At 64.0% G+C, this 24030-nt stretch carries 26 protein-coding genes; 14 read left to right on the top strand and 12 right to left on the bottom strand.

Going from position 1 to position 24030, the window contains the following annotated elements; all coding sequences use genetic code 11:
- Positions 1–89: 89 nt before the first annotated feature.
- The gene (locus ACH196_RS24870) at positions 90–1169 is read right to left on the bottom strand and encodes an NAD(P)/FAD-dependent oxidoreductase (RefSeq protein ID WP_396649613.1); all 1080 of its coding nucleotides are present in this window, start codon (positions 1167–1169) and stop codon (positions 90–92) included.
- Between the two features lie 7 nt (positions 1170–1176).
- Complete coding sequence (locus tag ACH196_RS24865; protein ID WP_396649612.1) at positions 1177–1731, bottom strand: RBBP9/YdeN family alpha/beta hydrolase; 555 nt, start codon at positions 1729–1731, stop codon at positions 1177–1179.
- A gap of 200 nt (positions 1732–1931) precedes the next feature.
- On the opposite strand from ACH196_RS24865, the gene ACH196_RS24860 reads away from it, so the two are divergent.
- A complete protein-coding gene (locus ACH196_RS24860) occupies positions 1932–2831 on the top strand; it encodes a VOC family protein (protein ID WP_396649641.1) in 900 nt (299 codons plus the stop codon).
- 275 nt (positions 2832–3106) lie between these two features.
- On the opposite strand, the gene ACH196_RS24855 is transcribed toward ACH196_RS24860, so the two are convergent.
- From ACH196_RS24855 to ACH196_RS24825, 7 genes are all read right to left on the bottom strand, one after another.
- Positions 3107–3274 (bottom strand): hypothetical protein, encoded by a 168-nt coding sequence (locus ACH196_RS24855; RefSeq protein ID WP_396649611.1) that lies wholly within the window; start codon positions 3272–3274, stop codon positions 3107–3109.
- Positions 3275–3346: 72 nt separating this feature from the next.
- A complete protein-coding gene (locus ACH196_RS24850) occupies positions 3347–3919 on the bottom strand; it encodes an RBBP9/YdeN family alpha/beta hydrolase (protein ID WP_396649610.1) in 573 nt (190 codons plus the stop codon).
- A gap of 53 nt (positions 3920–3972) precedes the next feature.
- Positions 3973–5274, bottom strand: coding sequence for an adenylosuccinate lyase (gene purB / locus ACH196_RS24845; protein WP_396649609.1), 1302 nt, complete (start codon positions 5272–5274; stop codon positions 3973–3975).
- A gap of 57 nt (positions 5275–5331) precedes the next feature.
- Positions 5332–5868 carry a hypothetical protein gene (locus ACH196_RS24840; protein ID WP_396649608.1) on the bottom strand — a complete coding sequence of 179 codons (537 nt, stop codon included), beginning with the start codon at positions 5866–5868 and terminating at the stop codon, positions 5332–5334.
- Positions 5869–5874: 6 nt separating this feature from the next.
- Positions 5875–6612: a DUF2259 domain-containing protein gene (locus tag ACH196_RS24835; RefSeq protein ID WP_396649607.1), complete on the bottom strand. Its 738-nt coding sequence runs from the start codon at positions 6610–6612 to the stop codon at positions 5875–5877.
- A 120-nt stretch (positions 6613–6732) separates the two neighbouring features.
- Positions 6733–7731, bottom strand: a complete 999-nt coding sequence (locus ACH196_RS24830; protein ID WP_396649606.1) for a P1 family peptidase — start codon at positions 7729–7731, stop codon at positions 6733–6735.
- A complete protein-coding gene (locus tag ACH196_RS24825) occupies positions 7728–8783 on the bottom strand; it encodes an ABC transporter substrate-binding protein (RefSeq protein WP_396649605.1) in 1056 nt (351 codons plus the stop codon). Before ACH196_RS24825 ends, ACH196_RS24830 begins: the two co-directional genes overlap by 4 nt.
- Before the next feature lie 183 nt (positions 8784–8966).
- Here ACH196_RS24825 and ACH196_RS24820 point away from each other — a divergent pair, with 183 nt between their 5' ends.
- The 7 genes from ACH196_RS24820 to ACH196_RS24790 all read left to right on the top strand — a co-directional run bounded on the left by ACH196_RS24820 (position 8967) and on the right by ACH196_RS24790 (position 15509).
- Positions 8967–9461 (top strand): flavin reductase family protein, encoded by a 495-nt coding sequence (locus ACH196_RS24820; RefSeq protein ID WP_396649604.1) that lies wholly within the window; start codon positions 8967–8969, stop codon positions 9459–9461.
- Positions 9462–9476: 15 nt separating this feature from the next.
- A complete protein-coding gene (locus ACH196_RS24815; RefSeq protein ID WP_396649603.1) occupies positions 9477–10406 on the top strand; it encodes an AAA family ATPase in 930 nt (309 codons plus the stop codon).
- A 4-nt stretch (positions 10407–10410) separates the two neighbouring features.
- Complete coding sequence (locus ACH196_RS24810; RefSeq protein WP_396649602.1) at positions 10411–11661, top strand: VWA domain-containing protein; 1251 nt, start codon at positions 10411–10413, stop codon at positions 11659–11661.
- 23 nt (positions 11662–11684) lie between these two features.
- Positions 11685–12020 carry an XdhC family protein gene (locus ACH196_RS24805; RefSeq protein ID WP_396649601.1) on the top strand — a complete coding sequence of 112 codons (336 nt, stop codon included), beginning with the start codon at positions 11685–11687 and terminating at the stop codon, positions 12018–12020.
- A gap of 3 nt (positions 12021–12023) precedes the next feature.
- A complete protein-coding gene (locus ACH196_RS24800; RefSeq protein WP_396649600.1) occupies positions 12024–12734 on the top strand; it encodes an XdhC family protein in 711 nt (236 codons plus the stop codon).
- Positions 12731–14338 carry an NTP transferase domain-containing protein gene (locus ACH196_RS24795; protein WP_396649599.1) on the top strand — a complete coding sequence of 536 codons (1608 nt, stop codon included), beginning with the start codon at positions 12731–12733 and terminating at the stop codon, positions 14336–14338. Before ACH196_RS24800 ends, ACH196_RS24795 begins: the two co-directional genes overlap by 4 nt.
- Positions 14339–14621: 283 nt before the next feature.
- On the top strand, positions 14622–15509 hold the full coding sequence (locus ACH196_RS24790; RefSeq protein ID WP_396649598.1) for an alpha/beta hydrolase family protein: 888 nt from the start codon (positions 14622–14624) through the stop codon (positions 15507–15509).
- Between the two features lie 62 nt (positions 15510–15571).
- Here ACH196_RS24790 and ACH196_RS24785 read toward each other — a convergent pair whose 3' ends face one another.
- Complete coding sequence (locus ACH196_RS24785) at positions 15572–16615, bottom strand: DUF1176 domain-containing protein (protein ID WP_396649597.1); 1044 nt, start codon at positions 16613–16615, stop codon at positions 15572–15574.
- 146 nt (positions 16616–16761) lie between these two features.
- Here ACH196_RS24785 and ACH196_RS24780 point away from each other — a divergent pair, with 146 nt between their 5' ends.
- From ACH196_RS24780 to ACH196_RS24765, 4 genes are all read left to right on the top strand, one after another.
- A complete protein-coding gene (locus ACH196_RS24780; protein WP_396649596.1) occupies positions 16762–17265 on the top strand; it encodes a DUF1993 family protein in 504 nt (167 codons plus the stop codon).
- Between the two features lie 126 nt (positions 17266–17391).
- The gene (gene map / locus ACH196_RS24775) at positions 17392–18219 is read left to right on the top strand and encodes a type I methionyl aminopeptidase (protein ID WP_396649595.1); all 828 of its coding nucleotides are present in this window, start codon (positions 17392–17394) and stop codon (positions 18217–18219) included.
- Between the two features lie 150 nt (positions 18220–18369).
- The gene (gene radC / locus ACH196_RS24770; protein WP_396649594.1) at positions 18370–19122 is read left to right on the top strand and encodes a DNA repair protein RadC; all 753 of its coding nucleotides are present in this window, start codon (positions 18370–18372) and stop codon (positions 19120–19122) included.
- A gap of 472 nt (positions 19123–19594) precedes the next feature.
- Positions 19595–20212 carry a hypothetical protein gene (locus ACH196_RS24765; protein ID WP_396649593.1) on the top strand — a complete coding sequence of 206 codons (618 nt, stop codon included), beginning with the start codon at positions 19595–19597 and terminating at the stop codon, positions 20210–20212.
- A 127-nt stretch (positions 20213–20339) separates the two neighbouring features.
- Here the strand turns inward: ACH196_RS24765 and ACH196_RS24760 are convergent, their stop codons facing one another.
- Together ACH196_RS24760 and ACH196_RS24755 are read right to left on the bottom strand one after the other, a co-directional pair.
- The gene (locus tag ACH196_RS24760; RefSeq protein WP_396649592.1) at positions 20340–21392 is read right to left on the bottom strand and encodes an aldo/keto reductase; all 1053 of its coding nucleotides are present in this window, start codon (positions 21390–21392) and stop codon (positions 20340–20342) included.
- Positions 21393–21728: 336 nt separating this feature from the next.
- Positions 21729–22661: a hypothetical protein gene (locus tag ACH196_RS24755; RefSeq protein ID WP_396649591.1), complete on the bottom strand. Its 933-nt coding sequence runs from the start codon at positions 22659–22661 to the stop codon at positions 21729–21731.
- Between the two features lie 268 nt (positions 22662–22929).
- On the opposite strand from ACH196_RS24755, the gene ACH196_RS24750 reads away from it, so the two are divergent.
- Both ACH196_RS24750 and ACH196_RS24745 read left to right on the top strand, forming a co-directional pair.
- Positions 22930–23130, top strand: a complete 201-nt coding sequence (locus ACH196_RS24750) for a hypothetical protein (protein WP_396649590.1) — start codon at positions 22930–22932, stop codon at positions 23128–23130.
- A gap of 99 nt (positions 23131–23229) precedes the next feature.
- Positions 23230–23991: a TylF/MycF/NovP-related O-methyltransferase gene (locus ACH196_RS24745; RefSeq protein ID WP_396649589.1), complete on the top strand. Its 762-nt coding sequence runs from the start codon at positions 23230–23232 to the stop codon at positions 23989–23991.
- Positions 23992–24030: the final 39 nt, after the last annotated feature.

The raw sequence follows: 24030 nt of genomic DNA, 5'->3' as shown, positions 1-24030 counted from the left end.
GAACTGTCACATCGCGACAGCATGTCCAACATACTATATACAGCTCAGGATGTAGCGCCTTAGTAAGGGCCTAAGCCGTTCCGCCAGTGCTAAACCAACTCCGCCCGACCTGGGTGATACGGCGCCAGGTCTGGATCGCGAAAACCCTCCGCGATCTCGCGGGCGACCAGTTCCCCCACGATCGGTGCCAGCGTCACGCCGGAATGCATCACCGTCACATAGAGACCTTCAACGCCGTCCGGACGGCCGATCGCCGGAAAGCCGTCGGCGGGGGTAGGGCGGTGCCCGACGGTGATGAAACCGATATCGAGGCTTTCGCTGCCCCGCACCAGCGCCTTTACTCTCGCCAGCAGTTCACGCGCCATCCGCTCTTCCTCGCCTTTCGGATCGGCGCCGGCAAAATCCGAGCCGGCGATCAGCCGGCCCTCCCTTGTCTGGCGGACATTGCATTGCGGCGCGAAGACCAGGCCGTTGAGCAGGCGCTCCGACGCCACCGTCGAATGCATGATCAGCCCGGGGGACATGATCATCCTGAGGCGGACGCCGATCGTTTCGAGCAGGTTTTGCGTCTCGGTTCCGGCGGCAATCACCGTCTCGTCCGCCTGGATGAGCGTTCCGTCCCCGGTCGTCGCGCCGATCACTTTGCCACTTCGCGTCGCAAAGGATGCGACGCGCGTTCCCGTCATCACCTTGCCGCCAGCTGCGACAACGGCGGCAAGTATGGCGCGCGCGGCCTCCACCGGCTCGACCATGCCTTCCTCGGCGACGAACAGCGCCCGGTCCGGCGGCGTCTTCAGGCCGGGCTCGATGCGCTGCGCCCCGGCGTTGTCGACGCGGCGCATGCCGTAACCCCAGCGTGTGTGCTCGGTCTCGAACCTGTCAAAATCCTCGGCCGGGATGTCCCAGGTCATCCCGCCGCACCAGTTCACCGCGACGCCGGGAATCTCGCTTTCCAGCCGCCGCCACCCCGCCATCGAGCGCCGGCGGAAATGGAAATAGCGCTCCGGATTGCCCCAGGTCGCGTTGATCCAGGCGAAGGAGTGCGCCGTCGCCACGCCGCCGCCTTCGCCCGCATCGACGACGATGATCGCACATCCGGCCTTCGCGAGGTGCCAGGCGACCGACGCGCCGACGATGCCCGCGCCGACAACCAGCACCTTTTTGGCCATGAATTGCTTACCCTTCGAGGCGCGTCATGAAGTTGGCGAAGGCCATGCTGCCTTCCGGCCACGGGCCGTATCCCGATTCGGCGTTGATATGGCCAGCCTCCCCGGCATGCACGAACACCGAGCCCCAGGCGGCGGCGATATCCTCGGCGACATCGAGCGCGCAGAACGGATCATTGCTGCTGCCTGCCACGATCGACGGGAACGGCAGCGGATCGCGCGGATACGGCCCGAAGGTCATCAAATGTTTCGGCCGGATCGACGGGTTGGCGACGTCGGGCGGGGCGACCAGGAAGGCGCCGGCCACTGGCCGTTCGAACATCGGAATCGCCTGGATGACCGTCGGCACGCCGAGCGAATGGGCGATGATGACCACCGGCCGCTCGGCCTCGTTGACGGCGTTGGCCATCCTTTGCGTCCAGTCCTCGCGCACCGGCTTCGACCATTCGGCCTGCTCGACGCGCCGCGCGGTCGACAGTTTTGCCTCCCAGCGCGTCTGCCAGTGCTCCGGCCCGGAATTGGTGTATCCGGGAACGATCAGTATGTCGGCATCCTTGACTTTCATGACGCGGATTTAGCGATGCGGGGCGGCGCTTGCAATGCTCGGGATCGATCTTCGGAGTGACGCATTGTCAATCCGGTGTGCACCCAATCCGTCCAACCGTGCTGAAACGGTGAACACCGTGTTCGCGCTTTGCTGCCTTGCGCGCGCGGGCAGGGGATCCGATGTTGTGGACGACAACCGGACGGCCGGGCGAGGACGACATGCGGATATCGAGACGCAGCTTTTCAGGCGCGGCCGGGATTCTGGCCCTAGACGCGTTGACGGGTTTTTCCCGTGCGGAGACCATGATGACAAAACTTCCCTTTGCCGCCGATGCCCCGGTGAGCGTAACCACCGTCGGCATCAAGGCCCGCGACGTGAACACGCTCGCGGACTATTACAAGCATGCCGTCGGGCTGCAGGAGGTGGCGCGCCGTCCCGGCACGATCGTGCTCGGCGCCGGCGGACTGCCGCTACTGGAGATCGAGCAGTTCAAGGCGGCGCGCCCCGATGATCCGCGCTCGGCCGGTCTCTACCATACGGCGTTCCTGTTGCCGGCCCGCGCCGACCTTGCCCGCTGGACGCGCCGCGCCATCGACCGCCGCATCCAGGTGACCGGCGCTTCGGACCATCTGGTCAGCGAGGCGATCTATTTGACCGATCCCGAGGGTAACGGCATCGAGATTTATGCCGACCGGCCGCGCGACGCCTGGGATTTCGAGGGCAAGTCACTGAAGATGGCGACGTTGCCGCTCGACGTCGAGAACCTGCTCGGCGAATTGCGGCCCGGCCAGCCCGAATGGACCGGCGCGCCGGCCGGCAGTATGGTCGGCCACATCCATCTGCGCGTCGGCAACGCCGCCGAAGCGGAAAAGTGGTGGAACAGTGAACTCGGCTTCGACACGATGCTGAATTTTGGCGGCAGCGCGGTGTTCCTGTCGACCGGCGGCTATCACCATCATGTCGGAGCCAATGCCTGGCAGAGTGCCGGCGCCAGGGAACGGGACGCCGACCGGACGGGGCTGTCGTTCGTCGAGTTCCGATCGAAAGATGCGAAAGCGGAATCCGTCCATGAGGATCCGTGGGGCAACGTCATCCGTATCGTGCCTGCGGCGGTTTGAGCCGGTTGGTGCCGGATCGTGGCGGGCAAGTCGGCCGAAATCCGACCGCAACAATGATCCCCGATGACAACGATGGTTCAGCGGCCTGCCGGCGCAACAATTAAACTTGCACGCCGTTCCGGAAGGGCGATGTCCGGCTTAGGAAGGGCAATGTCCTGCCCATGGCGCGGTTGCAGACGTTATCTTGGCGCAACATGTATGAATGACCACGCATTCCAGACCTGACCTGGCTTCCTGCCGAGATTGTCCCGGCTGCGTCCGCGGGGCATATGCGGCTACTTTCCCTCGACGATGGTGCGCGACGCTTGATCGGACGCGAGGTCAGCTTTCGCGCTGAAGTAACTGTCGGCAAAGAGAAAAAGCGCAATCGCGGCGGCCAGTGACAAAGCTCCCGCGGCAAACCAGCCGACCCGGCTGACGCCATTCGCAACGACCCGATCCATCTTCAACCTCGGCCATCTGTTGATCCGAGCCAGAAACGCCGGAATGCCGGCGCCGGTTCCGGTCCTCGTGGGTCAGGTCCGTGCGCGCTCCAGCAGTCTCCCGAGCAGAAGCAGGCCGTCAGGCCACAGTCCGAGGCGCGCCTCGTTGCCCATATGGCCGAGATCGCCGGCATCGGCGAGTTCGGCGCCCCAGGCGGTGGCGAATTCCGTGGCCTTGTCGAAGGTGACGCGCGGATCGCTGCGGCTCGCCACGACAAGCGCCGGAAACGGCAGCGGTTTCAAAGGCATGGGCGCGAAGGGCCGGACCGTGTCGAAGGACGGATCGGGGTCCGCGACATTGGTCGGCGCAACCAGAAATGCGCCGGCAACCTTGTCGAGTTGGCCTTTGCTTGCCCCTGCTGCCCACTTTACCGTCGTCGCCACGGCCAGCGAATGGGCGAGCAGGACAACTTTTCGCGGCGCTTGGGCGACCGCCGCGTCCACCCGCGCGATCCAGTCTTTCGGATCAGGGTTGTGCCATTCGGCCTGCAAAACCCGGCTGGAATTCGGAAAGACGTGGCACCAGTGCGAAATCCAGTGATCGGGACCACAATTGCCGCGACCAGGCAGGGCCAGGAAGTCGAAATTGCCGAAGGTCGAAATCATTGTTTTTCCGTGCTCTTCGGCCGCTTCAACAAGGACGCCGACTGCATGGTGCGTTATCCAAACACCCGCTTGAAGATCGTGTCGACCTGCGCGGTGTGATAGCCGAGGTCGAATTTTTCTCGAATGTCTTCCTCCGACAACGCCGCGCGGACTTCCTTGTCGGCTAAAAGTTCCTCAAGAAAATCAGCGCCTTGTTCCCATACCTTCATGGCGTTCCGCTGCACCAGGCGATAGGAATCCTCGCGCGAGACGCCGGCCTGGGTCAGCGCCAGCAGCACGCGCTGCGAGTGAACAAGGCCTCGGAACTTGTTGAGATTCTTCAACATATTGTCGGGATAGACCAATAGCTTGTCGATCACGCCGGTAAGCCGCGCCAGCGCAAAGTCGAGCGTCACCGTGGCGTCCGGGCCGATCATGCGCTCCACCGAGGAGTGCGAAATGTCGCGCTCGTGCCACAGCGCCACGTCCTCCATCGCCGGCAGCGCGAATGCGCGCACCATGCGGGCGAGGCCGGTCAAGTTTTCCGTCAGCACCGGGTTGCGTTTGTGCGGCATGGCCGAGGAACCTTTCTGGCCCGGCGAGAAATACTCTTCCGCTTCAAGCACTTCGGTGCGCTGCAGATGCCTGATCTCGATCGCCAACCGCTCGATGGAGGAGGCAATGACGCCGAGCGTGGCGAAGAACATCGCGTGGCGGTCGCGCGGAATCACCTGCGTCGACACCGGTTCCGGCTTCAACCCGAGTTTTGCCGCCACATGTTCCTCGACGCGCGGATCGATGTTGGCGAAGGTGCCGATCGCGCCGGAAATCGCGCAAGTGGCGATCTCTTCCCGCGCCCGGACGAGGCGCTCGCGGTTGCGCGAAAACTCTGCATAGGCCTGCGCCATCTTGATGCCGAACGTCGTCGGCTCGGCATGGATGCCGTGGCTGCGGCCGATGGTGACTGTGTCCTTGTGTTCGAAGGCGCGGCGCTTCAGTGCCCTCAGCAGCGCGTCGATGTCGGCCAGAAGGATGTCGCTGGCGCGCGCAAGCTGGACAGCAAAACAGGTGTCGAGCACGTCGGACGAGGTCATGCCCTGGTGGATGAAACGCGCGTCCGGCCCGACGAATTCGGCCAGATGCGTCAGAAAGGCAATGACGTCGTGTTTTGTGACCCGCTCGATCTCGTCGATACGCTCGACGTCGAAAGTCGCCGCGCCGCCCTTTTCCCAGATCGTTTTCGCCGCTTCCTTCGGGATCACCCCGATCTCGGCCAGCGCGTCGCAGGCATGCGCCTCGATCTCGAACCAGATGCGGAAGCGCGTTTCCGGCGACCAGATGGCGACCATTTCCGGCCGCGAATAGCGAGGGATCATCGTTCCGTCCTGATATCGAAGAAGCTTGTCGCGTCCTAACAGACGCCGGCCTGCTTCTCAACGCGCGCGGCGTGCGAACCACACCGATACGGCCGCGAGCGCGACAAAACCAACGGGAAAATACAGCCGGACCCCGGTGGCGGCGAACTGGATCAGCGCGCCGGCGGTGGTGAAGGCGAACTGGAACATCCACGTCACCGAAAAGGCATGGGAGTGCGATTGGGAGTAATACTGGCGGTAGTCCAGGGCGTAGAGCGCCGAGGTGATGCCGACCGTGCCGACCGTGAAGCAGAGGAAGGCTGCCGCCAGCCGCGTTTCCCAGCCCCGGCCTGCCGCGAGAAGGCTGGCCATGGCGTAGCTCAGTGGAAAGGCTATGGCCGCGCCGATGGCGAAGACCACGGCGACATCGGCGATATTCGCGCCGGTCTGCCAACCGTCGATCAACAGGTTGATCGACGCGCTGGCAGCCATTGTGCCGGCCCAGAACAGCGCACCCAGCACCGCAACCCGCCATGTGGGAAATGCCAGCCGCAACCGCGCCGTCAGGCCGGTCTTCGGCGCGCCGGTTTCGGCAATGACGGGGGCGACGGACACGCTCTCTCAGTCCCCGATCGTGGTTGAAACGGCGAGCCAGCGATAGTCCGGACCTTCGAAGCCGAAGGAGCGCACCGCAAGCACCACAACCGCGATATGCGATCCGCCGTCCGGAAAATACGATCGGACGGCGCCGATGCGGTAGCCAAGCGGGCAGCCACGGCTCGCCGGAATCTGCTTGTCCTCATGCAGGATTTTTGTCGCGCCGCCGGGACGCACATCGACCTTCAGGAGGCGGAAACCCCTGATTTCCTGCCAGTCCTCGCACTTGATGCCCGGCTTGACGCCCTCAAGCTCCTCCAGCCGGAATTCCATCGGGTCGCTCGGCTGCGGATAGAGCGGCCTGGAATTGGCGACGACGCGGAACGGATCGGCCGACAGTTCCGACACCGGGTTTATCGCCGCCGTGTAGCCCGGATGTTTGGCAAGTTCTGCGTCGGAAACGATCGCTTCGCCCTTCTTGCGCGCCTCGGCGCGGACGTCTTCCACCGACGGATCCTCGCTTTGCGGCTGGATGCGGATCGGCGAGCCGGGAACGAAGGTGTCCTTTGCCGTGTCGATGTAATAACGGTTGGCGTAGGCAAATCCCGAGCCGTCCTGGATGCCATATTCCTCGAAGGCAAAAATGCCGCCATCGGCGCTGAAGCCCAGCATATTGAGTTCGGCCGCATCGCCGGCAGTTGCGCTTGCGGGCGCGGCAAGCACTGTCATGGCAAGGAGACTAGCGAGAAGCAGCAGTCGCATTGGCGTTCCACCAAAGAGGGCGTGTCGCAAAAGGCACTCTATCGCCAAGAGGTCTTAACGTCTTGTGATGGATCGGTCTTCCATCGCCTTCGACCGGGTTGGGCCAGGTCGCTCCGGCGTTCACCCCGCCGACCAGACCGGGAACAGGTCGCCCTCGGCCGGCGATGCCGCATAGATGCCGCGCGCAATCGCGCGGGCCATGGTCGCGCCGGCCGCGGCATAGAGATCGATTGCGGCGTCCGGCGCCGGTGCGAGGCCGCTGCGGCCGGTCGCCAGCGAAAAGATCAGGTCGCCGTCGGCGGGTGTGTGCGCCGGCCAGATGGCGCGGGCAAAACCGTCATGCGCGGCCATCGCCAGCCGTTTCGCCTGCGCCTTGGAGAGCACCGCGTCCGTGGCGATCACCGCGATCGTCGTGTTGGCGCCCTGGTCGCGGAATTTCAGCTTGATGTCGCTGGCGTCGGCTGGCAGCGGCGAGGGGTAGCCGAGGCCGCCGAACTCGTCGCCGATCTCGAAGGGCGCCGCCCAGAAGTGACGTGTCCCGCCGACCGTCACCGACCCCGTGGCGTTGACCGCCGCCAGCGCGCCCAGCACCGTGCCGTCGGGCATGACGGTCGAGGCGGAACCAAGGCCGCCCTTCATGCCGAAGGTCAGAGCGCCGGTCCCGGCGCCCTTGGTGCCGATGGCGAAATCGGTGGCCGCGGCCTTGGCGGCCTCGTAGCCGAGTTCGCGATAGGGCGGATGCAGGCCCCAGTCCTTGTCGCCGCCATTGGTCAGGTCGAACAGGATCGCGGCAGGCACGATCGGTATGCGCAGGCCGCGCACCTCGAAGCCGACGCCTTGCTCGCGCAAGGCCGCCTGCACGCCTGAAGCGGCGTCGAGGCCGAAGGCCGATCCGCCGGAGAGCACGATGGCGTTGACCGACTGGACCGAATTGTGCGGCTCCAGCAGGTCGGTCTCGCGCGTGCCCGGCGCGCCGCCCAGCACCTGCACACCGGCCACCGCTGGTTCGTCGCAGACGACGACCGTCGTCCCGGACTTCAGCCGCGCATCCGCCGCGTTGCCGACCCTGAGGCCCGCGACGTCGGTGATCAGGTTTTTCGAGCCGGCGCGAAAACTCATTGGCTCTCCAGCGGCACGAACCGCGCGCCGTCATAGCGGAAAATCCGGTAGGGGCTCGCCGCGAGGTCGCCCTTCGAATCGAAGCGGATTTCCCCCAGCGCCGTGGGATAAGGGCCGGCGAGGCGCGGTGTGCCCGAATCCTGCCCGGCGCCTGCGGCGGCGATTGCCACCTGCATCGCGGCATAGGCCGGCAGCACATAGCCTTCCGGGGCGATGTGCCGCTCCGCCAGCGTCTGCAGCGCCGCCGGATCGGCGACATCGGCCCATTCCGGCAGGCCGACCATCAGCGTGCCCGGTGCGAGCGGCACGCCATTGGACGCCGAGCGCAAGGTTTCGCCGCCGGCAAAGGTCAGTCGTGCGCCGAGACCTGCGGCGTCGCGGGTCATGATCGCGATGTCGTCGCGGTCGCCGCCGACGAAGACGTTGGCCGCGCCCGCCTTGCGCAGCCGGCCGGCCAGGCCGATCTGGTTTTCCATCTGCGGGCGATAGGTGTCGACGAAGACCGGCTTCAGCCCCCGGTTTCCGGCCGCCGCGCGAAAATTCTCGGCAAGGTCGCGGCCGTAGATCGTGCCGTCGTCGACCACCGCGAACAGGCTGTCGCGCCACAGCGTGACCAGCAGCGTGCCGATGGCGTTTTCCTCGCCGTCGGCGCGTGGCGCCAGCCGATAGACCAGCCATCCCGTCTTTTCGCGGCGGTCGGTCAGGCTGTCGGTGCGCACGCCGGGCGTGATCGTCGGGATGCCGGCGTCCTTCAGGATCGGCAGCGCCGCCTCGATCGATTCGGTGCAGAGGAAACCGACCGCGATTCTCACCCCGGCCTCGACGAAGCGGCGGGCTGCGGCCGCGCCGCCTTCGGCGGTGCAGGCATCGTCCGCGATCTCGAGAGCCGTATCTCCAGCGGCCGCCCGTGCGCCGTTCAGCACCTGCCGGCCGAGCAGTTCCGAAGAGCCGCTGAGCGGCGCGGCAAGGCCCAGCTTGAGCGCCTCTGCATACGCCGGAAATACTGCCAGAGACAGGGCCATAAGCGCGGTCGCTGCCTTGGCGAACTGCATGCCCGCGTGCCGTCCTTTCGAAGCCGGTTTGTGCGCGTCGTAGCGGCGCGCGTCCGGGCAAACTCGTAACGGCGTCATCCCGCTGGCGCAACAGGCGATTTCGGATGGCCAGATCAGCGGTTTCTTGTGGCGCGCCGTGTCTCCCCATATATAGCGAGCTGTCCTCCAGATCGGGAACGCCGGGTGCTCAAGAAAAGCGACGTCGAGCCGCAGACCTACCGCGACGCGATGGCGCGTTTCGCGGGCGCGGTGCATGTGGTCACCACCGATGGCGAGGCGGGCCTGCGCGGCGCGACCGTCATCGCCGCCTGCTCGGTCTCCGACGCCCCGCCGATGATTCTCGTCTGCATAAACCGCGAGAATGAAAAGAACGAGGCGTTCGTGAAGAACGGGCGTTTCGCGCTGAACACGCTGACGCCGGCGCATGAGGCGCTGGCCGTGGCGTTTTCCGGGGCGACCGGCCTGCCGGCTGCGGAGCGCTTCGCGCTCGGCCGCTGGAACACGATTGCGTCGGGCGCGCCGACGCTGGTGGACGCCATGGCGGTGTTCGATTGCGAACTCTTCGAATCCAAGGACATGGCCACCCATCGTATCCTTTTTGGCAAGGTGACAGGCATCCGCATCGGCGATAGCCTTGAGCCGCTGCTTTACCACGACCGGCGCTATCGGGTGCTGTAGGCGCGTGGAGACCCCATGACCGACGCAAAATCCATTCCGCTGCCGCAGTCGATCGACGCGACGCTGAAACTTCTGTCGGGCGCGGACTATGTCGCCGACCGGGCGCTGGCGACGGTGCTGTTCCTGGCGCTGCGCATGAAACGGCCGCTGTTCCTCGAAGGCGAGGCCGGAGTTGGGAAGACCGAGATCGCCAAGGTGCTGGCGACGGCGCTCGGCCGGCCGCTGATTAGGCTGCAATGCTACGAGGGCCTCGACGTATCGTCGGCGGTCTATGAGTGGAACTATGCCGCGCAGATGATCGAGATCCGCATGGAAGAGGCGGAAGGGACGGTCGACCGGCGGGCGATGGAAAAGAACGTCTTTTCCGAAAAATACCTGATCCGCCGGCCGGTGCTGCAGGCGCTGGAAGGCAAGGCCGGATCGGCGCCGGTGTTTTTGATCGACGAACTCGACCGCACGGACGAAGCTTTTGAAGCGTTCCTGCTGGAAATCCTCGCCGACTTCCAGGTGACCGTGCCGGAACTCGGCACGATCAAGGCGGAGGAGCCGCCGATCGTCATCATCACCACCAACCGCACGCGCGAGATCCACGACGCGCTGAAGCGGCGCTGCCTCTATCACTGGGTCGACTATCCCAACGCCGTGCGCGAACTTGAGATCGTGTCACGAAAAGTGCCGCAGGCAAACCGCCGGCTGTCGGCCGAAGTGGTGAAATTCGTGCAGAAACTGCGCGAGATCGAGCTGTTCAAGGTTCCCGGCGTCGCCGAGACGATCGACTGGGCCGGGGCGCTGACCGAGCTCGACAAAGTCGCGCTCGATCCGGAAACCGTGTCCGACACGATCGGCGTGCTGCTGAAATATCAGGACGACATCGCGTGCATCGAGCAGGGCGAGGGCCGCCGCCTCCTGAAAGAGGTCAAGGCGGAGCTCGCGGCGGCGGAGTAGAAGGATGGACACTTTCCGCTCAGACCGGAAAGTCGTTTCCGCCGACGGCCGGCTTGCCGACAACATCGTTTATTTCGCCCGCGCCCTGCGCAAGGCGGGCATGCGCGTGGGGCCGGCCTCGGTCAAGGATGCGATCGAGGCGGTGCTGGCGGCCGGCATCGGCAGCCGCGACGACTTTTATTGGACGCTGCACGCCGTGCTGGTGACGCGCCATGAGGACCACGCCGTATTCGACGAGGCGTTCCGCCTGTTCTGGAAGTCGCGCGAGCTGATCGAAAAACTGCTTGCCATGTTTTCGCCGGTCGCGCTCGACCAGCGCGAGAAGCAGAAGCCGCGCGCCGCCGAAAGCCGGGTCAGCCAGGCGATGTTCGAAGGCCAGCAGAACCGGCAGCCGCCGCGCGAGATTCCGGAGATCGAGGTAGACGCCCGCTTCACGGTGTCGGGAAGCGAGGTGCTGCGCGGCAAGGATTTCGCTCAGATGACGGCGGCGGAACTCGGCGAGGCGCGGCGCGAGATCGCGGCACTTCGGCTGCCCTTCGACATGGTCGCCACCCGCCGCTTCAAGGCCGATCCGCGCGGCAAAAAGATCGATCCGCGCGCCATGATGCGCTCTTCGGCACGCACCGGCGGCGAGGTGATCCTGCCAAGATTCCGCTCGCAGCGTGAAATTCATCCGCCGCTGGTGGTGCTGGCCGACATTTCCGGTTCGATGAGCCAGTACACCCGCGTCTTCCTGCATTTCCTGCATGCGCTGAGCGAGAAGCGGCGGCGCGTGCACGCCTTCGTCTTCGGTACGCGGCTGACCAATCTGACCCGGCAGATGCGCCACCGCGACCCAGACGCGGCGCTCGCCGATTGCTCGGCGGCGGTAAAGGACTGGTCGGGCGGCACGCGTATCGGCGACACGCTGCACGAATTCAACCGAAAATGGTCGCGCCGCGTGCTGGGGCAGGGGGCGGTGGTGCTGCTGATCACCGACGGGCTGGAGCGCGACGATGTCGGCGAACTGGAGGCCGAGATGGAGCGGCTGCAAAAATCCTGCCGGCGGCTGATCTGGATGAACCCGCTGCTGCGCTTCAACGGTTTCGAGGCGCGGGCGCGCGGCGTGCGGGCCATGCTGCCGCATGTCGACGAATTCCGGCCGGTGCACAATCTGAACGCGCTAGCCGATCTTTGCGCCTCGCTGGGCAAACATCCCAGGGGCGGCGTCGATCCACGCCGGTTCATGGCGCCGCCCGAGAAGCGTGCGGCCTGACCGGGAGACGAGGAGAAGAGCATATGTCACTCACTACGCTCGACGAAAGCCGTGACCCGCTGGCGATCGCGGAAGAATGGATGGACAGCGGCCGTGATGTCGCCATCGCCACCGTTATCGAGACATGGGGCTCCGCGCCGCGACCGGTCGGCAGCCATCTTGTCATCGACGCCGACGGCAACTTTCATGGGTCGGTGTCCGGCGGCTGCGTCGAGGGCGCGGTGGTGACCGAGGCGATGGACGTGATCGGCGACGGCAAGGCGCGCATGCTGGAGTTTGGTGTCGCCGACGAGACCGCCTGGCGGGTGGGCCTGTCCTGCGGCGGCCGCATCAAAGTTTATGTCGAGAAACTGAGCTGAGCGATGGACCTGTTGTCGCTGAAGGCCCTCAACAGGGAACGCCGCAACCGCCGCGCGGCGATCCTGCTCACCGAACTGAAGAGCGATACCGACCGCATCATCCGCGAAGGCGACACCATCCCCGGCGAACTCGGCGAGGCGGTGAAGAAGGCGTTCCGCACCGGCGTATCGACCAGCGTGACCGTCGATGGCGTTGCCTATTTCCTGATGGTGGCGCTGCCAAAACCGCGGCTGGTGGTGATCGGTGCCGTGCATATCAGCCAGTCGCTGGCGCCGATGGCGAAGGTTGCCGGCTTCGACATGGAAATCATCGACCCGCGCACCGCCTTCGCCACGCCCGAGCGATTTCCCGACGTGCCGCTGCACGCCGACTGGCCGGAACCGGTGTTTTCCGCACGGCCGCTCGATCCCTACTGCGCATTGGCCGCCGTCACGCACGACCCGAAGATCGACGATTTTGCGCTGAAGGCGGCGCTCGATGCCGGCTGTTTTTATGTCGGTGCGCTCGGCAGCCGCAAGACGCATGCCGCACGTGTCCAACGCCTGCTGGAAGCCGGCGCCAGCGACGAACAGATTGCGCGTGTCCATGCGCCAATCGGCCTCGACATCGGCGCGATCAGTCCGCAGGAGATCGCCGTCGCCATCCTGGCTGAGGTGATCCAGGTGTTCCGGTCGCGCGGGCTGGGCAGCGTCGAGAAGGGTAGGGCGGCGTGAAGTTCGGGCCGGTGAGGATAGCCGACGCCGAAGGCGCGCTGCTGGCGCATGCGGTGCATGCCGGCGAAAAGCGCTTTCCGAAGGCGCATCGGATTTCAGCTGACGACATCGCGCTGCTCGGCGCCGCCGGCGTCGGGCAGGTCATCGCCGCTGTGCTCGAACCCGGCGATCTCGACGAGGACGTAGCCGCGACACGCATCGCCGCCGCGATCCGGTCGCGCAATGTCGACGTGAAGCCGGCCTCGACTGGCCGCGTCAACCTGCATGCGGCCGCTGCCGGCGTGTTCACCGTCGATGCCGCGACGGTCGATGCCATCAACGCCATCGACCCGGCGATCACCATCGCCACGCTGGCCGACAAGGCGGCGGTGGAGCGCGGCCAGATGGTCGCGACGGTGAAGATCATCCCGTTCGCGATTGCCGGGCATCTCGTGGATGCCGCCTGTGGGATTCTGAAAACCCGATCTCTTTTCGAGGTCCACCTTTTCGCCGCGCTGAAGGTCGGGCTGGTCCACACCATGCTGCCCGGCCTGAAGGACAGCGTGGTCGCCAAGACGACGCGTATCACCGAGGACCGGCTGGAGCGCTCCGGCAGCGTGGTTGTCGGCGAGAGGCGGATTCCTCATGATGCGACGCATGTGGCAAAGGCCATCGCGCAGGTGCTTGGCGGTAGCGACATGGCGATCGTCTTCGGCGCTTCCGCCATGTGCGATTTTGACGATGTGATCCCGGCTGCGATCCGGGCGGCGGGCGGCGAGGTGGTGCGGGCCGGCATGCCGGTCGATCCCGGCAATCTGATGGTGCTGGGCCGGATCGGCGGCAAGACGGTGATCGGCGCGCCGGGCTGCGCCCGCAGTCCCAAGGAAAACGGTTTTGATTGGGTTCTGGATCGCCTGCTGGCCGGACTGGACGTCACCGCGCGGGACATCGCCGGCATGGGTGTCGGCGGACTGCTGATGGAAATCCCGACCCGGCCGCAGCCGCGCGAGGCACGCCGCCCGAATGGCGATGCGGTGCATGCCGTGGTGCTGGCCGCCGGCCGCTCGACCCGCATGGGCGGCCCGAACAAACTGCTTGCGCGCTTTGGCGGCGAGCCGCTGATCCGGCGTGTCGTTGCCGCCGCGCTGGCCAGCAAGGCGCGGTCTGTCACTGTCGTCACCGGTCATCAGGCGGAACGTATCCGCGCCGCGCTGGATGGCCTCGACGTGCGTTTTGCCGATAATCCCGATTTCGCCAGCGGCCTGGCAAGCTCGCTGAGGACCGGCATCGCCAGCCTGCCGTCTAGCGCGGCCGGCGCCCTGATCGTGCTGGGCGACATGCCGGAAGTTTCCGCTCGCGAGTTGGACAGGCTGGTCGCGAGTTTCGTCGCTTCGGGTGGCCAGCAGGTGGTGCGCGCTTCGCATGACGGAAAGCGCGGCAACCCGGTCATCCTGCCGCGATCGGTGTTCGCGGACGTGCTGAGACTGGAAGGCGATGTCGGCGCGCGTCACGTGATCGAGTCCGGGTCGGCCGGGGTGATCGATGTCGAGATCGGGCAGGGGGCTTTTGTCGATGTCGACACCACCGAGGCCATGGCCGAGGCCGGTGGCGTCTTGCAGGATTGAGTTCTTTGCATTTCGTGATGGTGTGGCGGTCAGATCACTGACTGCCGCACGGGATGACGCCGCGCGTTGGCGACGCTACAAGTCACCGATGTTTCGCTTTCTTGCACTGGTCGGCCAGCACTCCTTCGCACCCCCCTCTGTCCTGTCGGACATCTCCCCCTCAAGGGGGGAGATTGGCAGCTCTAGCGTTGCCGCTCGTTCTGCAACCTTGGCGATTGGCGAAAGCCAAGCGGCGGGCCAATCTCCCCCCTTGAGGGGGAGATGTCCGACAGGACAGAGGGGGGTGCGAGGGAATGCCGGCTTCGCCACGAGCCTGGCTGTAATTTTGACGGTGCTCCTGACCGCCCCCGCCGCCGCCCAATCCCTAAAACCCTTCAAGGACGAGCTTTTTGCCTATCCGGCGATACTGTCGACCGGCGACGGCGGCGCCTACGAGGTGGTCGACTATCAGGAGGCGCGCGACATCAATGCGCGCGACGAAATTCCGGAACGGCGGGTGCAGGGCAAGTACGTGTCAACCGGCGTGCGCAAGGTGCAGAAGGATTTGGTCCTGCGCTCCGATCTCGGCGATATCAGACACGTGGCGGTCGGGACGACGGAGAACGCGCGGTTCATCACGCTTTACCTGCACGGCCAGGGCGGCAGCCGCAAGCAGGGCGTCGACGATTTCACCTTCGGCGGAAATTTCAATCGTATCAAGAATTTGATGGCCGCGAACGGTGGCCTTTATCTGTCGCCGGACTTCCCCGATTTCGGCGAGAAGGGCGCGGCGCAGGTTGCCACCCTCATCGCGCATTATGGCGAGAGGTCGCCGTCCGCAAAAATCTTCGTCGCCTGTGGGTCGATGGGCGGCGGGCTGTGCTGGTTGCTTGCCAATAATCCGGCGGTGGCGCCTCGCCTGTCGGGCCTGCTGCTGCTCGGCTCGCACTGGGACGACAGCTTTCTCGCCAGCCCGGCTTTCAAGCGCAAGGTGCCGGTTTCCTTCGGTCAGGGCAGCCACGACACCGTTTTCCCGGTCGAAAAACAGGAAGCATTTTTCCGGTCTATCCGCACGAAATCAAAAGCCTATCCGACACGCTTCGTGCGCTTCGAGACCGGCACCCACGGCACGCCGATCCGCATGACCGACTGGCGCGAGACGTTGAACTGGATGATTTCCGCCAGCCCCTGAAAGCTCCGGAGGTTCCGCCGCGGAAAATGCGTCAGGTCTGCAAACGGCAAGGGGACGGCGGCTTACGGCCCGGTATGAAAATCCAGCACCGTCTCGGGGTTGATCTCTCCATCATAGGAGGGGTCGACGTCGTACTTGACGAGGGTGAATGCGCCGTCCCGAAAAATCCACGTTCCCGATGACGACGCGTCGCCGACGCCCCGCCATTTGGCATGCGAGGCGATCGTCTGCGTGGCTTCGTCGTAGAATGAGTTCACCAGTTCGTCGTCCACCGTGTAGCCGATGATCGTCATGCTCTCGAACTTTCCGTCGGGATTGTCGTCGACATAGCGGATGTCGAGTTCCGGCGTGGCGAACTGCTGCTCGCGCAGGCCCTCCACCTCGTCGTGGAGATAATAGACGTGGCTCTCATTGTAGGCGCCCATGCCGCAATAGAAGCGGAAAAGGCGAGCCTGGCTTTCCGGCTCGTCTTCCGAACTGGAAGCGCGGCGGAACGCGATTGTGTAGGTTTCCGGGGCGGGGCTGACCCCATCTGGCGTGATCGAATCACATTGCCCGGCATGCAGCGCGGCGAATGCTTTTTTTACCTGCTCCAGCACCGCGTCCCTTGGTTCAGGCGCCGGCCCGTCGCCGCATTTTTGCGGGAGCTTTTCCTCAAAAGGCTGTTCGGAGGGTTTCAGCTGTGCCTTCTCGATAGTCAGCGCACGGAAAGGCGGCTCCTGGATCTGCGGATTGACCTGCCGCACCGTGTAGCAGCCCGCAAAACCCTGCTCGCTGTTATCCTTGTTGATGGCGAGGAAGGCGACGGGCAGCGAATAGAAGGTGCTGCCGGCCGCGCCCTCCGCGCCCGGCTCGCCGGTGACGATCCGGATCGACTGGGTGTTCTCGTAACCTTTGACGAAGCTTTGAAAATCCTTGGACGGTTTCTGGTCGCCGAAATAGTCCCAGGCGCGGGCATATTCCTGCCGGCTGATGGCGTTGTAGAAGGATTTTATGATCGCCGCGGCGTCGGAGCGGTCGTCGAGATAGGGCGGCGGTTCGGTCTGCGCGAAACCGGCGGTGCAGGCAAGCAGAGAGAAGGCCGTCGTCAAGAATGCGGTCCGCATCGCGAATCTCCGAGGATCGAAAGGCAGAATCACGATTGATTGCGGCGTGGCGATGACGCTTGCAAGCGGCGCCCAGAAGTCCCTATCTGCACAGCAGACCTGAATCTTGGCAGGCCGGGCCGGACAGGTTGCAACGGAGGAACCCCATGGCGATGTCGATGTATCAGGCGAGTGTGCCTGTGTTCCAGGCGCGGCTGAAGAGCCTGTCGAACGTTTTGAAGAAGGCCGAGGCCAATGCCGAGGAGCGCAAGATCGACCCCGCGGTGTTCCTGAACGACCGGCTGGCGCCCGACATGCTGAAGCTGACCTCCCAGGTGCAGATCGCCACTGACCATGCCAAGGGCGCGCCATCGCGGCTGGCGGAGCGCGAAATCGTGCGCTTCGAGGACAATGAAACGACTTTTGCGGAACTTCAGGCCCGCATTACGCGTACGCTCGAGCTTCTGGCCACTTTCGAGCCGGCCGAGATCGACGGCAGCGAGGACGTCGCGATCCTGATCAAGGGGCGGACGCGCGATCTGTCATTCACCGGTATCGAATATCTGCAGAATTTTGCGATGCCGAATTTCTATTTCCACGTGACCACCGCCTACAACATCCTGCGGCACAATGGCGTGCCGCTCGGAAAGATCGATTTTCTGACGCCCTGAGCGGTGCAAGGCGAACCGGCCGGCTCGTCTCTCCGACACCGGCTTTGTGCGCTTTGCCCTTGAAGCTTCGGCGCGCAGATGTCACATGAAGCGCTCGCGCATCCAATCCACTTTTCCCCTGGGCCCATGGTCACCTATCTCGACGCCGACGTCGCACCAGCCCGCAACACCGGGCAGATAAAACTGTATGGTGAGGAAGCCTTCGCAGGCATGCGCAGGGCATGCGATCTCACCGCGCGCTGCCTCGACGAACTGGTGGCTCTGGTCGCGCCCGGCACGACCACCGAGGAGATCGACCGTTTCGTCTTCGAATACGGCATGGATCACGGCGCCTTGCCCGCGACGCTCAACTATCGCGGCTATACAAAGTCCTCCTGCACGTCGATCAACCACGTTGTCTGTCACGGCATCCCGGATGCAAAACCGCTGCGTGACGGCGATATCGTCAACATCGACGTGACCTACATCCTCGACGGCTGGCACGGCGATTCCAGCCGCATGTACCCGGTCGGCACGATCAAGCGCGCCGCCGAGCGGCTGCTGGAAGTCACGCATGAATGCCTGATGCGCGGCGTGGCCGCCGTGCGGCCAGGCGCGCGGACGGGCGCGATCGGCGCAGCGATCCAGAGTTATGCCGAGCACGAACGCTGCTCCGTGGTGCGTGATTTCTGCGGCCACGGCGTCGGCCGCCTGTTCCACGACGCACCGAATATTTTGCACTATGGCAGCTCGAACGAAGGCGTCGAGATGCGCCCCGGCATGATCTTCACCATCGAGCCGATGATCAATCTCGGCCGGCCGCATGTAAAAGTGCTGTCGGATGGCTGGACGGCGGTCACCCGCGACCGCTCGCTGTCGGCGCAATACGAGCACACGGTCGGCGTCACCGCGAACGGCTGCGAGATATTTACGCTGTCGCCCGGCGGTCTCGACCGGCCCGGCCTGCCGGGCTGAGCACCCCGCCTCCTGTCTATCCGGCCTGCCGCCGCGCCGGCGACCGTTCCCAAAACTCCCGTTTCCAGATCGAAAGAGGATGGTCTAGACTTGCCTTGATCGTGGCGGCGAGGTTTTGGGAGGGCCGGCCGGGATCAGTCGGGGGGCTGCATGGCGGCGGATGGGGACGACGAGCGCGGTTTTTTCAACGAGCAGCCGCTCGCGCTGAAGCCCGGCAAGCAAAGCACATCCAAGCCGCATCACGCCGGCCACCGCGACCGTCTTCGCCAGCGCTTTCGCGAGGCGGGCGCCGGCGCTATCGCCGACTACGAACTGCTCGAGCTCCTGCTCTTCCGCTCGATCCCGCGCGCCGACACCAAGGCGCGCGCCAAGGCGCTGCTGAAGCGTTTCGGCTCGCTGGCCGAGGTTCTCGGCGCGCCGGAACATCTTTTGCGCGAAGTGGACGATATCGGTGAAGGTGCCGCTCTCGATCTCAAGGTCGTCGCGGCAGCCGCGCAGCGCATGGCGCGCGGCGAGATCAAGGGCCGCGAGATACTGTCGTCATGGACTCAAGTGCTCGACTATTGCCACGCGGCGATGGCCTTCGAGGACCGCGAGCAGTTCCGTATCCTGTTCCTCGACAAGAAGAACGCGCTGATCGCCGACGAGGTGCAGCAGACCGGCACGGTCGACCACACGCCGGTCTATCCACGCGAAGTCGTCCGCCGCGCGCTGGAACTGTCGGCGACGGCGGTGATCCTTGTGCACAACCATCCGTCCGGCGATCCGACACCGTCACGTGCCGACATCGAGATGACCAAGACCATCATCGCGTCGGCAAAACCGCTCGGCATTTCCGTGCACGACCACATCATCATCGGCAAGAAGGGCCATGCCAGCATGAAAGGGCTGATGTTGATCTGAGACTGGCGCCGTCCACTGCGTGACAAGCGCCTGACCTGGTTTAGCCGATCTGAAACAACTATCGGCGCCGACTATCTTCGGAGATCCAGCATCGCATGCCCGCGCGTTTCCACCTCTCGCGCTTCATGTTCCCGACAAGGACACTTCGGATACCGGGCATGCCGGCAGGCATCACCAAGAGCAGCAATTCCGGCTGATCAACCTTTGGAATGTGGATATCTTCACATTCATGCCAGGCTTCCGGTGACGTTTGGAAGACCCGCTTCTCGTCGTATCCGTCCATCAAAAAAAGCCTAAATCTTTGGGAATACGGCAGTAGTCAAGCGCGTTATTCAAACGTCGCCTGCTGCAAACACGCGCAACAGTCGGCATCGGTGAATGTGCAGATTATAACATTTACTGGCCGAATTGCAGATGGGGCAGGCGAGGATTATCCGCTTGCCTTCCACGACCTTGATCACGAGGGTGCACGATGCTTGGAACTCTTTCGATTTATGATGGCGGCGATAGCATTGCGATCTCGGTTGGCCGAGGGGTTGCCGCTAGCGATTACGTTGCCGTGACCGGCGGAGCCGACGGACTGATAGCCTCACTGGATAAGCTCCTGGCGAATGGCAAACAGTTTAGTAACGCCGTATTCACCACCCATGGAGTGGACGGCGCGATCAACTTCAAGGGAGACATCACTTTTATCAATGCAAGATGGATTCAGAATCCGAAGTCCGGACTGGCCGGCAAAGGATATCACAGATTGTTCCCCCATTTCCCCAGCATCTATTTCCAAGGTTGCAATGTGGCGGAGGGAGACAACGGCTGGAAGTTTCTGGAAGCCGTCGGCAGCGTTTTATGTCTCAATGGCGGCTCGGTTTCCGGGCGAAATACTGCGGGCCTTGGAGTACGTCGGAACGTGGGCTGGGCAGGTTTCGCGCTCGCTGCCGCATTTCTCCCAATATCGTCGATCCTTACCGCGGCAAGTGCTTGGTCCGGTAAAAAAATTCTGGATGGAGAAATTATCCACCCGCCTTGGAGCGACAAAAAAACTGTTTTTTTTATTCACGGTGGCAAAGTCATGCTCCGATGGACCGAATAGCGGCACGCCACCGCACTTGCCTTACGTGATCTCCCTAGCTCGGGGGATGTAAGAGAGTAGGGGAAGAACAAATAGGGGTCGGTTACTGAGAGGCTTGCGAGGGCCGCTCGCAAGGCACCCAACTCCCTCACGGACACGGATTCCCCACCCGCTGGTGAACATCGTCGACCGCCTTCTGCATCTCTTCGGTCCATTTGAATTCGGCCGCATTCAGGGCCGTCTCCAGTTGCGGGATGGTAGTGGCGCCGATGATGCTCGACGTCACGAACGGCCGGTTGAGCACGAAAGCGCCGGCAAACAGCGCCGGTTCCATGCCGAAGGAGCGGGCAAGCTCATTGTAGGCGAGGATCGCCTCGGCGGCGTGTGGCGTCTGGTAGCGCTGGCTGCGGTTGAACAGAGCCGTGCGCGATCCGGCCGGCCGAGCCCCGTGATCATATTTGCCACTCAGAAAACCCTGCGCCAGCGGCGAATAGGCGAGCAGGCTGACGTCCTCACGGTCGGACACCTCGGCGAGGTTCACCTCGAAGGTGCGGTTGACCAGATTGTAAGCGTTCTGCACCGACACGACGCGCGGGCCGCCGCCCGTCTCGGATTCGAACAGGAAGCGCATGATGCCCCACGAACTTTCGTTCGACAGGCCGAGATGGCGGATCTTGCCGGCCTTCACCAGTTCGTCGAAGACGGCAAGCGTCTCGGCGATTGGCGTCTCGTCCTCGTCGCGCGGCGCCGGCCAGTCGCCGACGCGCGCCGGGTTGGCGCCCCACGGCACCCGGCGTTCCGGAAAATGGATCTGGTAGAGGTCGACATAGTCCGTCTGCAGGCGTGCCAGCGACTTGTCGATCGCGTCGAAAATGTCGTTGCGGACCAGTTTGGACGGCCTGCCCCCACGGAACCAGTCCATCGGGGTGCGCCCGACGACTTTTGTGGCGAGCAAGACCTTGTCGCGATTTTTCCGCGCCTTCATCCAGTTGCCGACGATGCGCTCGGTGCTGCCCTGGGTCTCCGCCTTCGGCGGGATGGAATAGAGTTCGGCCGTATCGAGGAAATTCACGCCACGCGCGAAGGCAAGGTCCATCTGGGCATGGCCCTCGGCTTCGGTGTTCTGCTGCCCCCAGGTCATGGTGCCCAGGCAAACGCTCGAAACGAGCAAATCGGTGCGGCCAAGGCGGCGCTTCTGCATATCGGGTCGTCTCCGGAATCTTGTCAGGCGGGAGGAACGGAAGAGGTATCCGTTCGGTACCCTATCCGGGAAAACCGAAAATCCCAAGAGCCGGCAGCATCTCGGTCCGGAATTCGCCATGCGCGGGTTGCGAAGTGAACCGCCCAGAGTCTTCGGATCGGGTTTCGCCGGAGCGGCTCAACTTATGGGGATGGCCCAAGCAGTTTTTGGCCGGCGTCGCCACCGGGCGCGCACCGGTATTTTTTGACAGCACGGATCGCTGCCACGCCCTGATTCTCTTCCGTGTGGCCACTAACATGCTGGAATATTTGGCTTTCCGCGTCCGTCAGGCGGACGTCATGACGTATCTCGCCGCGGCGGCTCCAGTGCGTAGAACGCCATCGCATTGGCATGCGCCAGAATCTCGTCGACCTCGCGGATGTTCTTGCGTTTCGGCGCGTCCGGATCGAAACGCGGCAGCCGTCCGCCGGGCGGTGGCCCGCGCCTCAGCGGCGACATGCGCGGGAACCGGGCCGGGCCTGGCTTGCCGCTTGCGGCCGCCGCGTCGCGGGCCTCCCTGTCGCGTTGAAGGGCGGCGTCGTTGCGCGCCTTCCAGCGGGCAAAACGCTGCGCCTGGCCGTCAAGATCGTCGAGCGCTGAGGCCAGCGCGTCTAGTCGCAAGGTCAGTTTTGCCGCATTGATCGGATCGTTCTGCGAAGGCGTCGGCGGCAGGGGGATGCGTGGCGCATCGTCGTCGAGCGACCGGATGCGCGGCACGGCACGCGCCGGCACATATTTGCGGCGGATGCGGAACGGATTCTTGAGCGCATCAAGCAGCGAAAGGTTTTGTCCACGCGGCTTGGCGGCGCGCCGTTCGGCTTCATAACGGGCAAAGTCTTCTCTCGACAGGGTGACGGCAAGGCCGAGGCGGCGCATGGCGGCCACCGTGTCGGAAATTTTTGGTTTTGGCTTTCGCGGACGAAACGGCGGCAGCGTCACCACGATGCCTTGCGCTGTCGCGATGATCAACCGCCGCGCCGCGGATTCGACCGGGCGCAAGAGCAGAAGAATGGCGCGATAGAGATGGCGCGGCAGGCAGAGCGCCGGAGACGGTTTGTTTCTCCCCGTCTTTCCCGCTCGTCCCGTCCTCGGGGCGACAGCGGCTTCCCCGAGCACCAGCGACAGCGGCCTGCCAAAACCCATCTCGGCCATGCCGACCAGCATCATGAGGATGTGTTTCAGCGCCTGCCGATATCCCTCGATTGTCGTCCTCGCGTCTCCCAACTCCACCGATGCCACCTCCGGACAGGGCCGGCATCCAATATGGAACATAAAGGGAACAAACACAAGCGGCCTAAGAAAATAATCCTTCACGATGGTGGCGCGGCGACCCGCTGTTACGCTGCCTGCGCAACACATTGAAAAGGTTTGATTTCTCGATGGGCGGCGGCATGCTTCAGGGCTCTCCCAACGGTGGTTCGAAAAGGATGTCATGCTTGTAAAACCAAGCAGAAACAGGGAGTTGATCGGAACCCGCGTGGATTTTTGCGGAACAGGCATGACCAAGGAGGCTGAAAAAGCGACGAAGCGGCGATCGGAATCCGGGGACGGTTTACTCGATCTACCTGAAAACCCGAATTCGGTTTGTCGGAAGCTGGCGGCCGAGCCGGCGCATACGCGGGAACAGATATTCGTGGCGATCTCGCCAATCGGCGCGACGGAAGCTTGCCGGGATATCGCGGCGAGCAGCGCGATATAGCTTCCAAGCGTTCTAGCCGCAGTGGCGTCTTCCGCTATGGCGCCGATCCGTCAAACCATACTATGAAGCGGCTCAACACAACGACAGTTGGACGTGAAGATGCGGTTCATCCGGCGCCTGCTCGGCCCCAAGAAGAAAAACGAAGCCCGAAAGCGTGTTGTCGATGTCGAGCGTATCGACCGTTATGTCCGCCACGCCGAGGGCAAGGACGCCTATCTCTCCGCCTATTTCGAGGCGATGCGGAACACCGGCTCCAACGACAACATCTTCAAGCAGAACCGGTTCTTCACCCTCTATCAGATGGCGTCGCGGGTGCTGGCGCAGGGGCCGGCGGGCGACGTCGCCGAATGCGGCTGCTGGCGCGGCCATTCGACCTATATGGTGGCCAATCTGCTCAAGGCCGGCGGCTGGCCGGGCCACTTCTGGGTCTTCGATTCGTTCGAGGGCGGATTGTCCGACAAGACGCCGAAGGACCGGACCGGACGCGGCGACACCAGCCCCGAGGCGACAAGGAACCAGAAGGAAAGTTTTTTTTCCGACTACGACGCGGTGAAGGCGTCGCTGGCGCCGTTTCCATTCGTGTCGCTGCACAAGGGCTGGATTCCCGCGTCATTCGATGTGCCGGGACTGGCCGAGAGCCGGTTCGCGCTGGTCCATATCGACGTCGATCTCTACGAGCCGACGCGCGACAGCCTTGAATTCTTCTACCCCCGGATGAACCCGGGCGGCATCATCGTCATCGATGATTACGGCTCGGCGCTGTTCCCCGGCTCGAAAACGGCGGTCGACGAATATCTGGCCAAGGCGAAGCCGGCGTTCTTCCTGGAAAGTCACCTGATGGGGGCGGTGATCGTCGTCTGAAGTTGGGACCGAGCCCGATCATGTACGCCTGGAATCTGC

The organism is Mesorhizobium sp. IMUNJ 23232 (assembly GCF_044326205.1).
Classification (GTDB): domain Bacteria; phylum Pseudomonadota; class Alphaproteobacteria; order Rhizobiales; family Rhizobiaceae; genus Kumtagia.
This window is presented reverse-complemented; position numbering and strand designations above follow the sequence as displayed.

What these genes read in the sequence shown, in the direction of transcription:
- ACH196_RS24810 (WP_396649602.1), top strand. Translation starts at nt 10,411, where the DNA reads ATGGACACTTTCCGCTCAGACCGGAAAGTCGTTTCCGCCGACGGCCGG.
- ACH196_RS24830 (WP_396649606.1), bottom strand. Translation starts at nt 7,731, where the DNA reads ATGAGTTTTCGCGCCGGCTCGAAAAACCTGATCACCGACGTCGCGGGC.
- ACH196_RS24850 (WP_396649610.1), bottom strand. Translation starts at nt 3,919, where the DNA reads ATGATTTCGACCTTCGGCAATTTCGACTTCCTGGCCCTGCCTGGTCGC.
- ACH196_RS24785 (WP_396649597.1), bottom strand. Translation starts at nt 16,615, where the DNA reads ATGCGGACCGCATTCTTGACGACGGCCTTCTCTCTGCTTGCCTGCACC.
- map (WP_396649595.1), top strand. Translation starts at nt 17,392, where the DNA reads ATGGTCACCTATCTCGACGCCGACGTCGCACCAGCCCGCAACACCGGG.
- ACH196_RS24745 (WP_396649589.1), top strand. Translation starts at nt 23,230, where the DNA reads ATGCGGTTCATCCGGCGCCTGCTCGGCCCCAAGAAGAAAAACGAAGCC.
- ACH196_RS24805 (WP_396649601.1), top strand. Translation starts at nt 11,685, where the DNA reads ATGTCACTCACTACGCTCGACGAAAGCCGTGACCCGCTGGCGATCGCG.
- purB (WP_396649609.1), bottom strand. Translation starts at nt 5,274, where the DNA reads ATGATCCCTCGCTATTCGCGGCCGGAAATGGTCGCCATCTGGTCGCCG.
- ACH196_RS24870 (WP_396649613.1), bottom strand. Translation starts at nt 1,169, where the DNA reads ATGGCCAAAAAGGTGCTGGTTGTCGGCGCGGGCATCGTCGGCGCGTCG.
- ACH196_RS24855 (WP_396649611.1), bottom strand. Translation starts at nt 3,274, where the DNA reads ATGGATCGGGTCGTTGCGAATGGCGTCAGCCGGGTCGGCTGGTTTGCC.
- ACH196_RS24750 (WP_396649590.1), top strand. Translation starts at nt 22,930, where the DNA reads ATGACCAAGGAGGCTGAAAAAGCGACGAAGCGGCGATCGGAATCCGGG.
- ACH196_RS24825 (WP_396649605.1), bottom strand. Translation starts at nt 8,783, where the DNA reads ATGCAGTTCGCCAAGGCAGCGACCGCGCTTATGGCCCTGTCTCTGGCA.
- ACH196_RS24865 (WP_396649612.1), bottom strand. Translation starts at nt 1,731, where the DNA reads ATGAAAGTCAAGGATGCCGACATACTGATCGTTCCCGGATACACCAAT.
- radC (WP_396649594.1), top strand. Translation starts at nt 18,370, where the DNA reads ATGGCGGCGGATGGGGACGACGAGCGCGGTTTTTTCAACGAGCAGCCG.
- ACH196_RS24765 (WP_396649593.1), top strand. Translation starts at nt 19,595, where the DNA reads ATGCTTGGAACTCTTTCGATTTATGATGGCGGCGATAGCATTGCGATC.
- ACH196_RS24760 (WP_396649592.1), bottom strand. Translation starts at nt 21,392, where the DNA reads ATGCAGAAGCGCCGCCTTGGCCGCACCGATTTGCTCGTTTCGAGCGTT.
- ACH196_RS24780 (WP_396649596.1), top strand. Translation starts at nt 16,762, where the DNA reads ATGGCGATGTCGATGTATCAGGCGAGTGTGCCTGTGTTCCAGGCGCGG.
- ACH196_RS24835 (WP_396649607.1), bottom strand. Translation starts at nt 6,612, where the DNA reads ATGCGACTGCTGCTTCTCGCTAGTCTCCTTGCCATGACAGTGCTTGCC.
- ACH196_RS24800 (WP_396649600.1), top strand. Translation starts at nt 12,024, where the DNA reads ATGGACCTGTTGTCGCTGAAGGCCCTCAACAGGGAACGCCGCAACCGC.
- ACH196_RS24815 (WP_396649603.1), top strand. Translation starts at nt 9,477, where the DNA reads ATGACCGACGCAAAATCCATTCCGCTGCCGCAGTCGATCGACGCGACG.
- ACH196_RS24860 (WP_396649641.1), top strand. Translation starts at nt 1,932, where the DNA reads ATGCGGATATCGAGACGCAGCTTTTCAGGCGCGGCCGGGATTCTGGCC.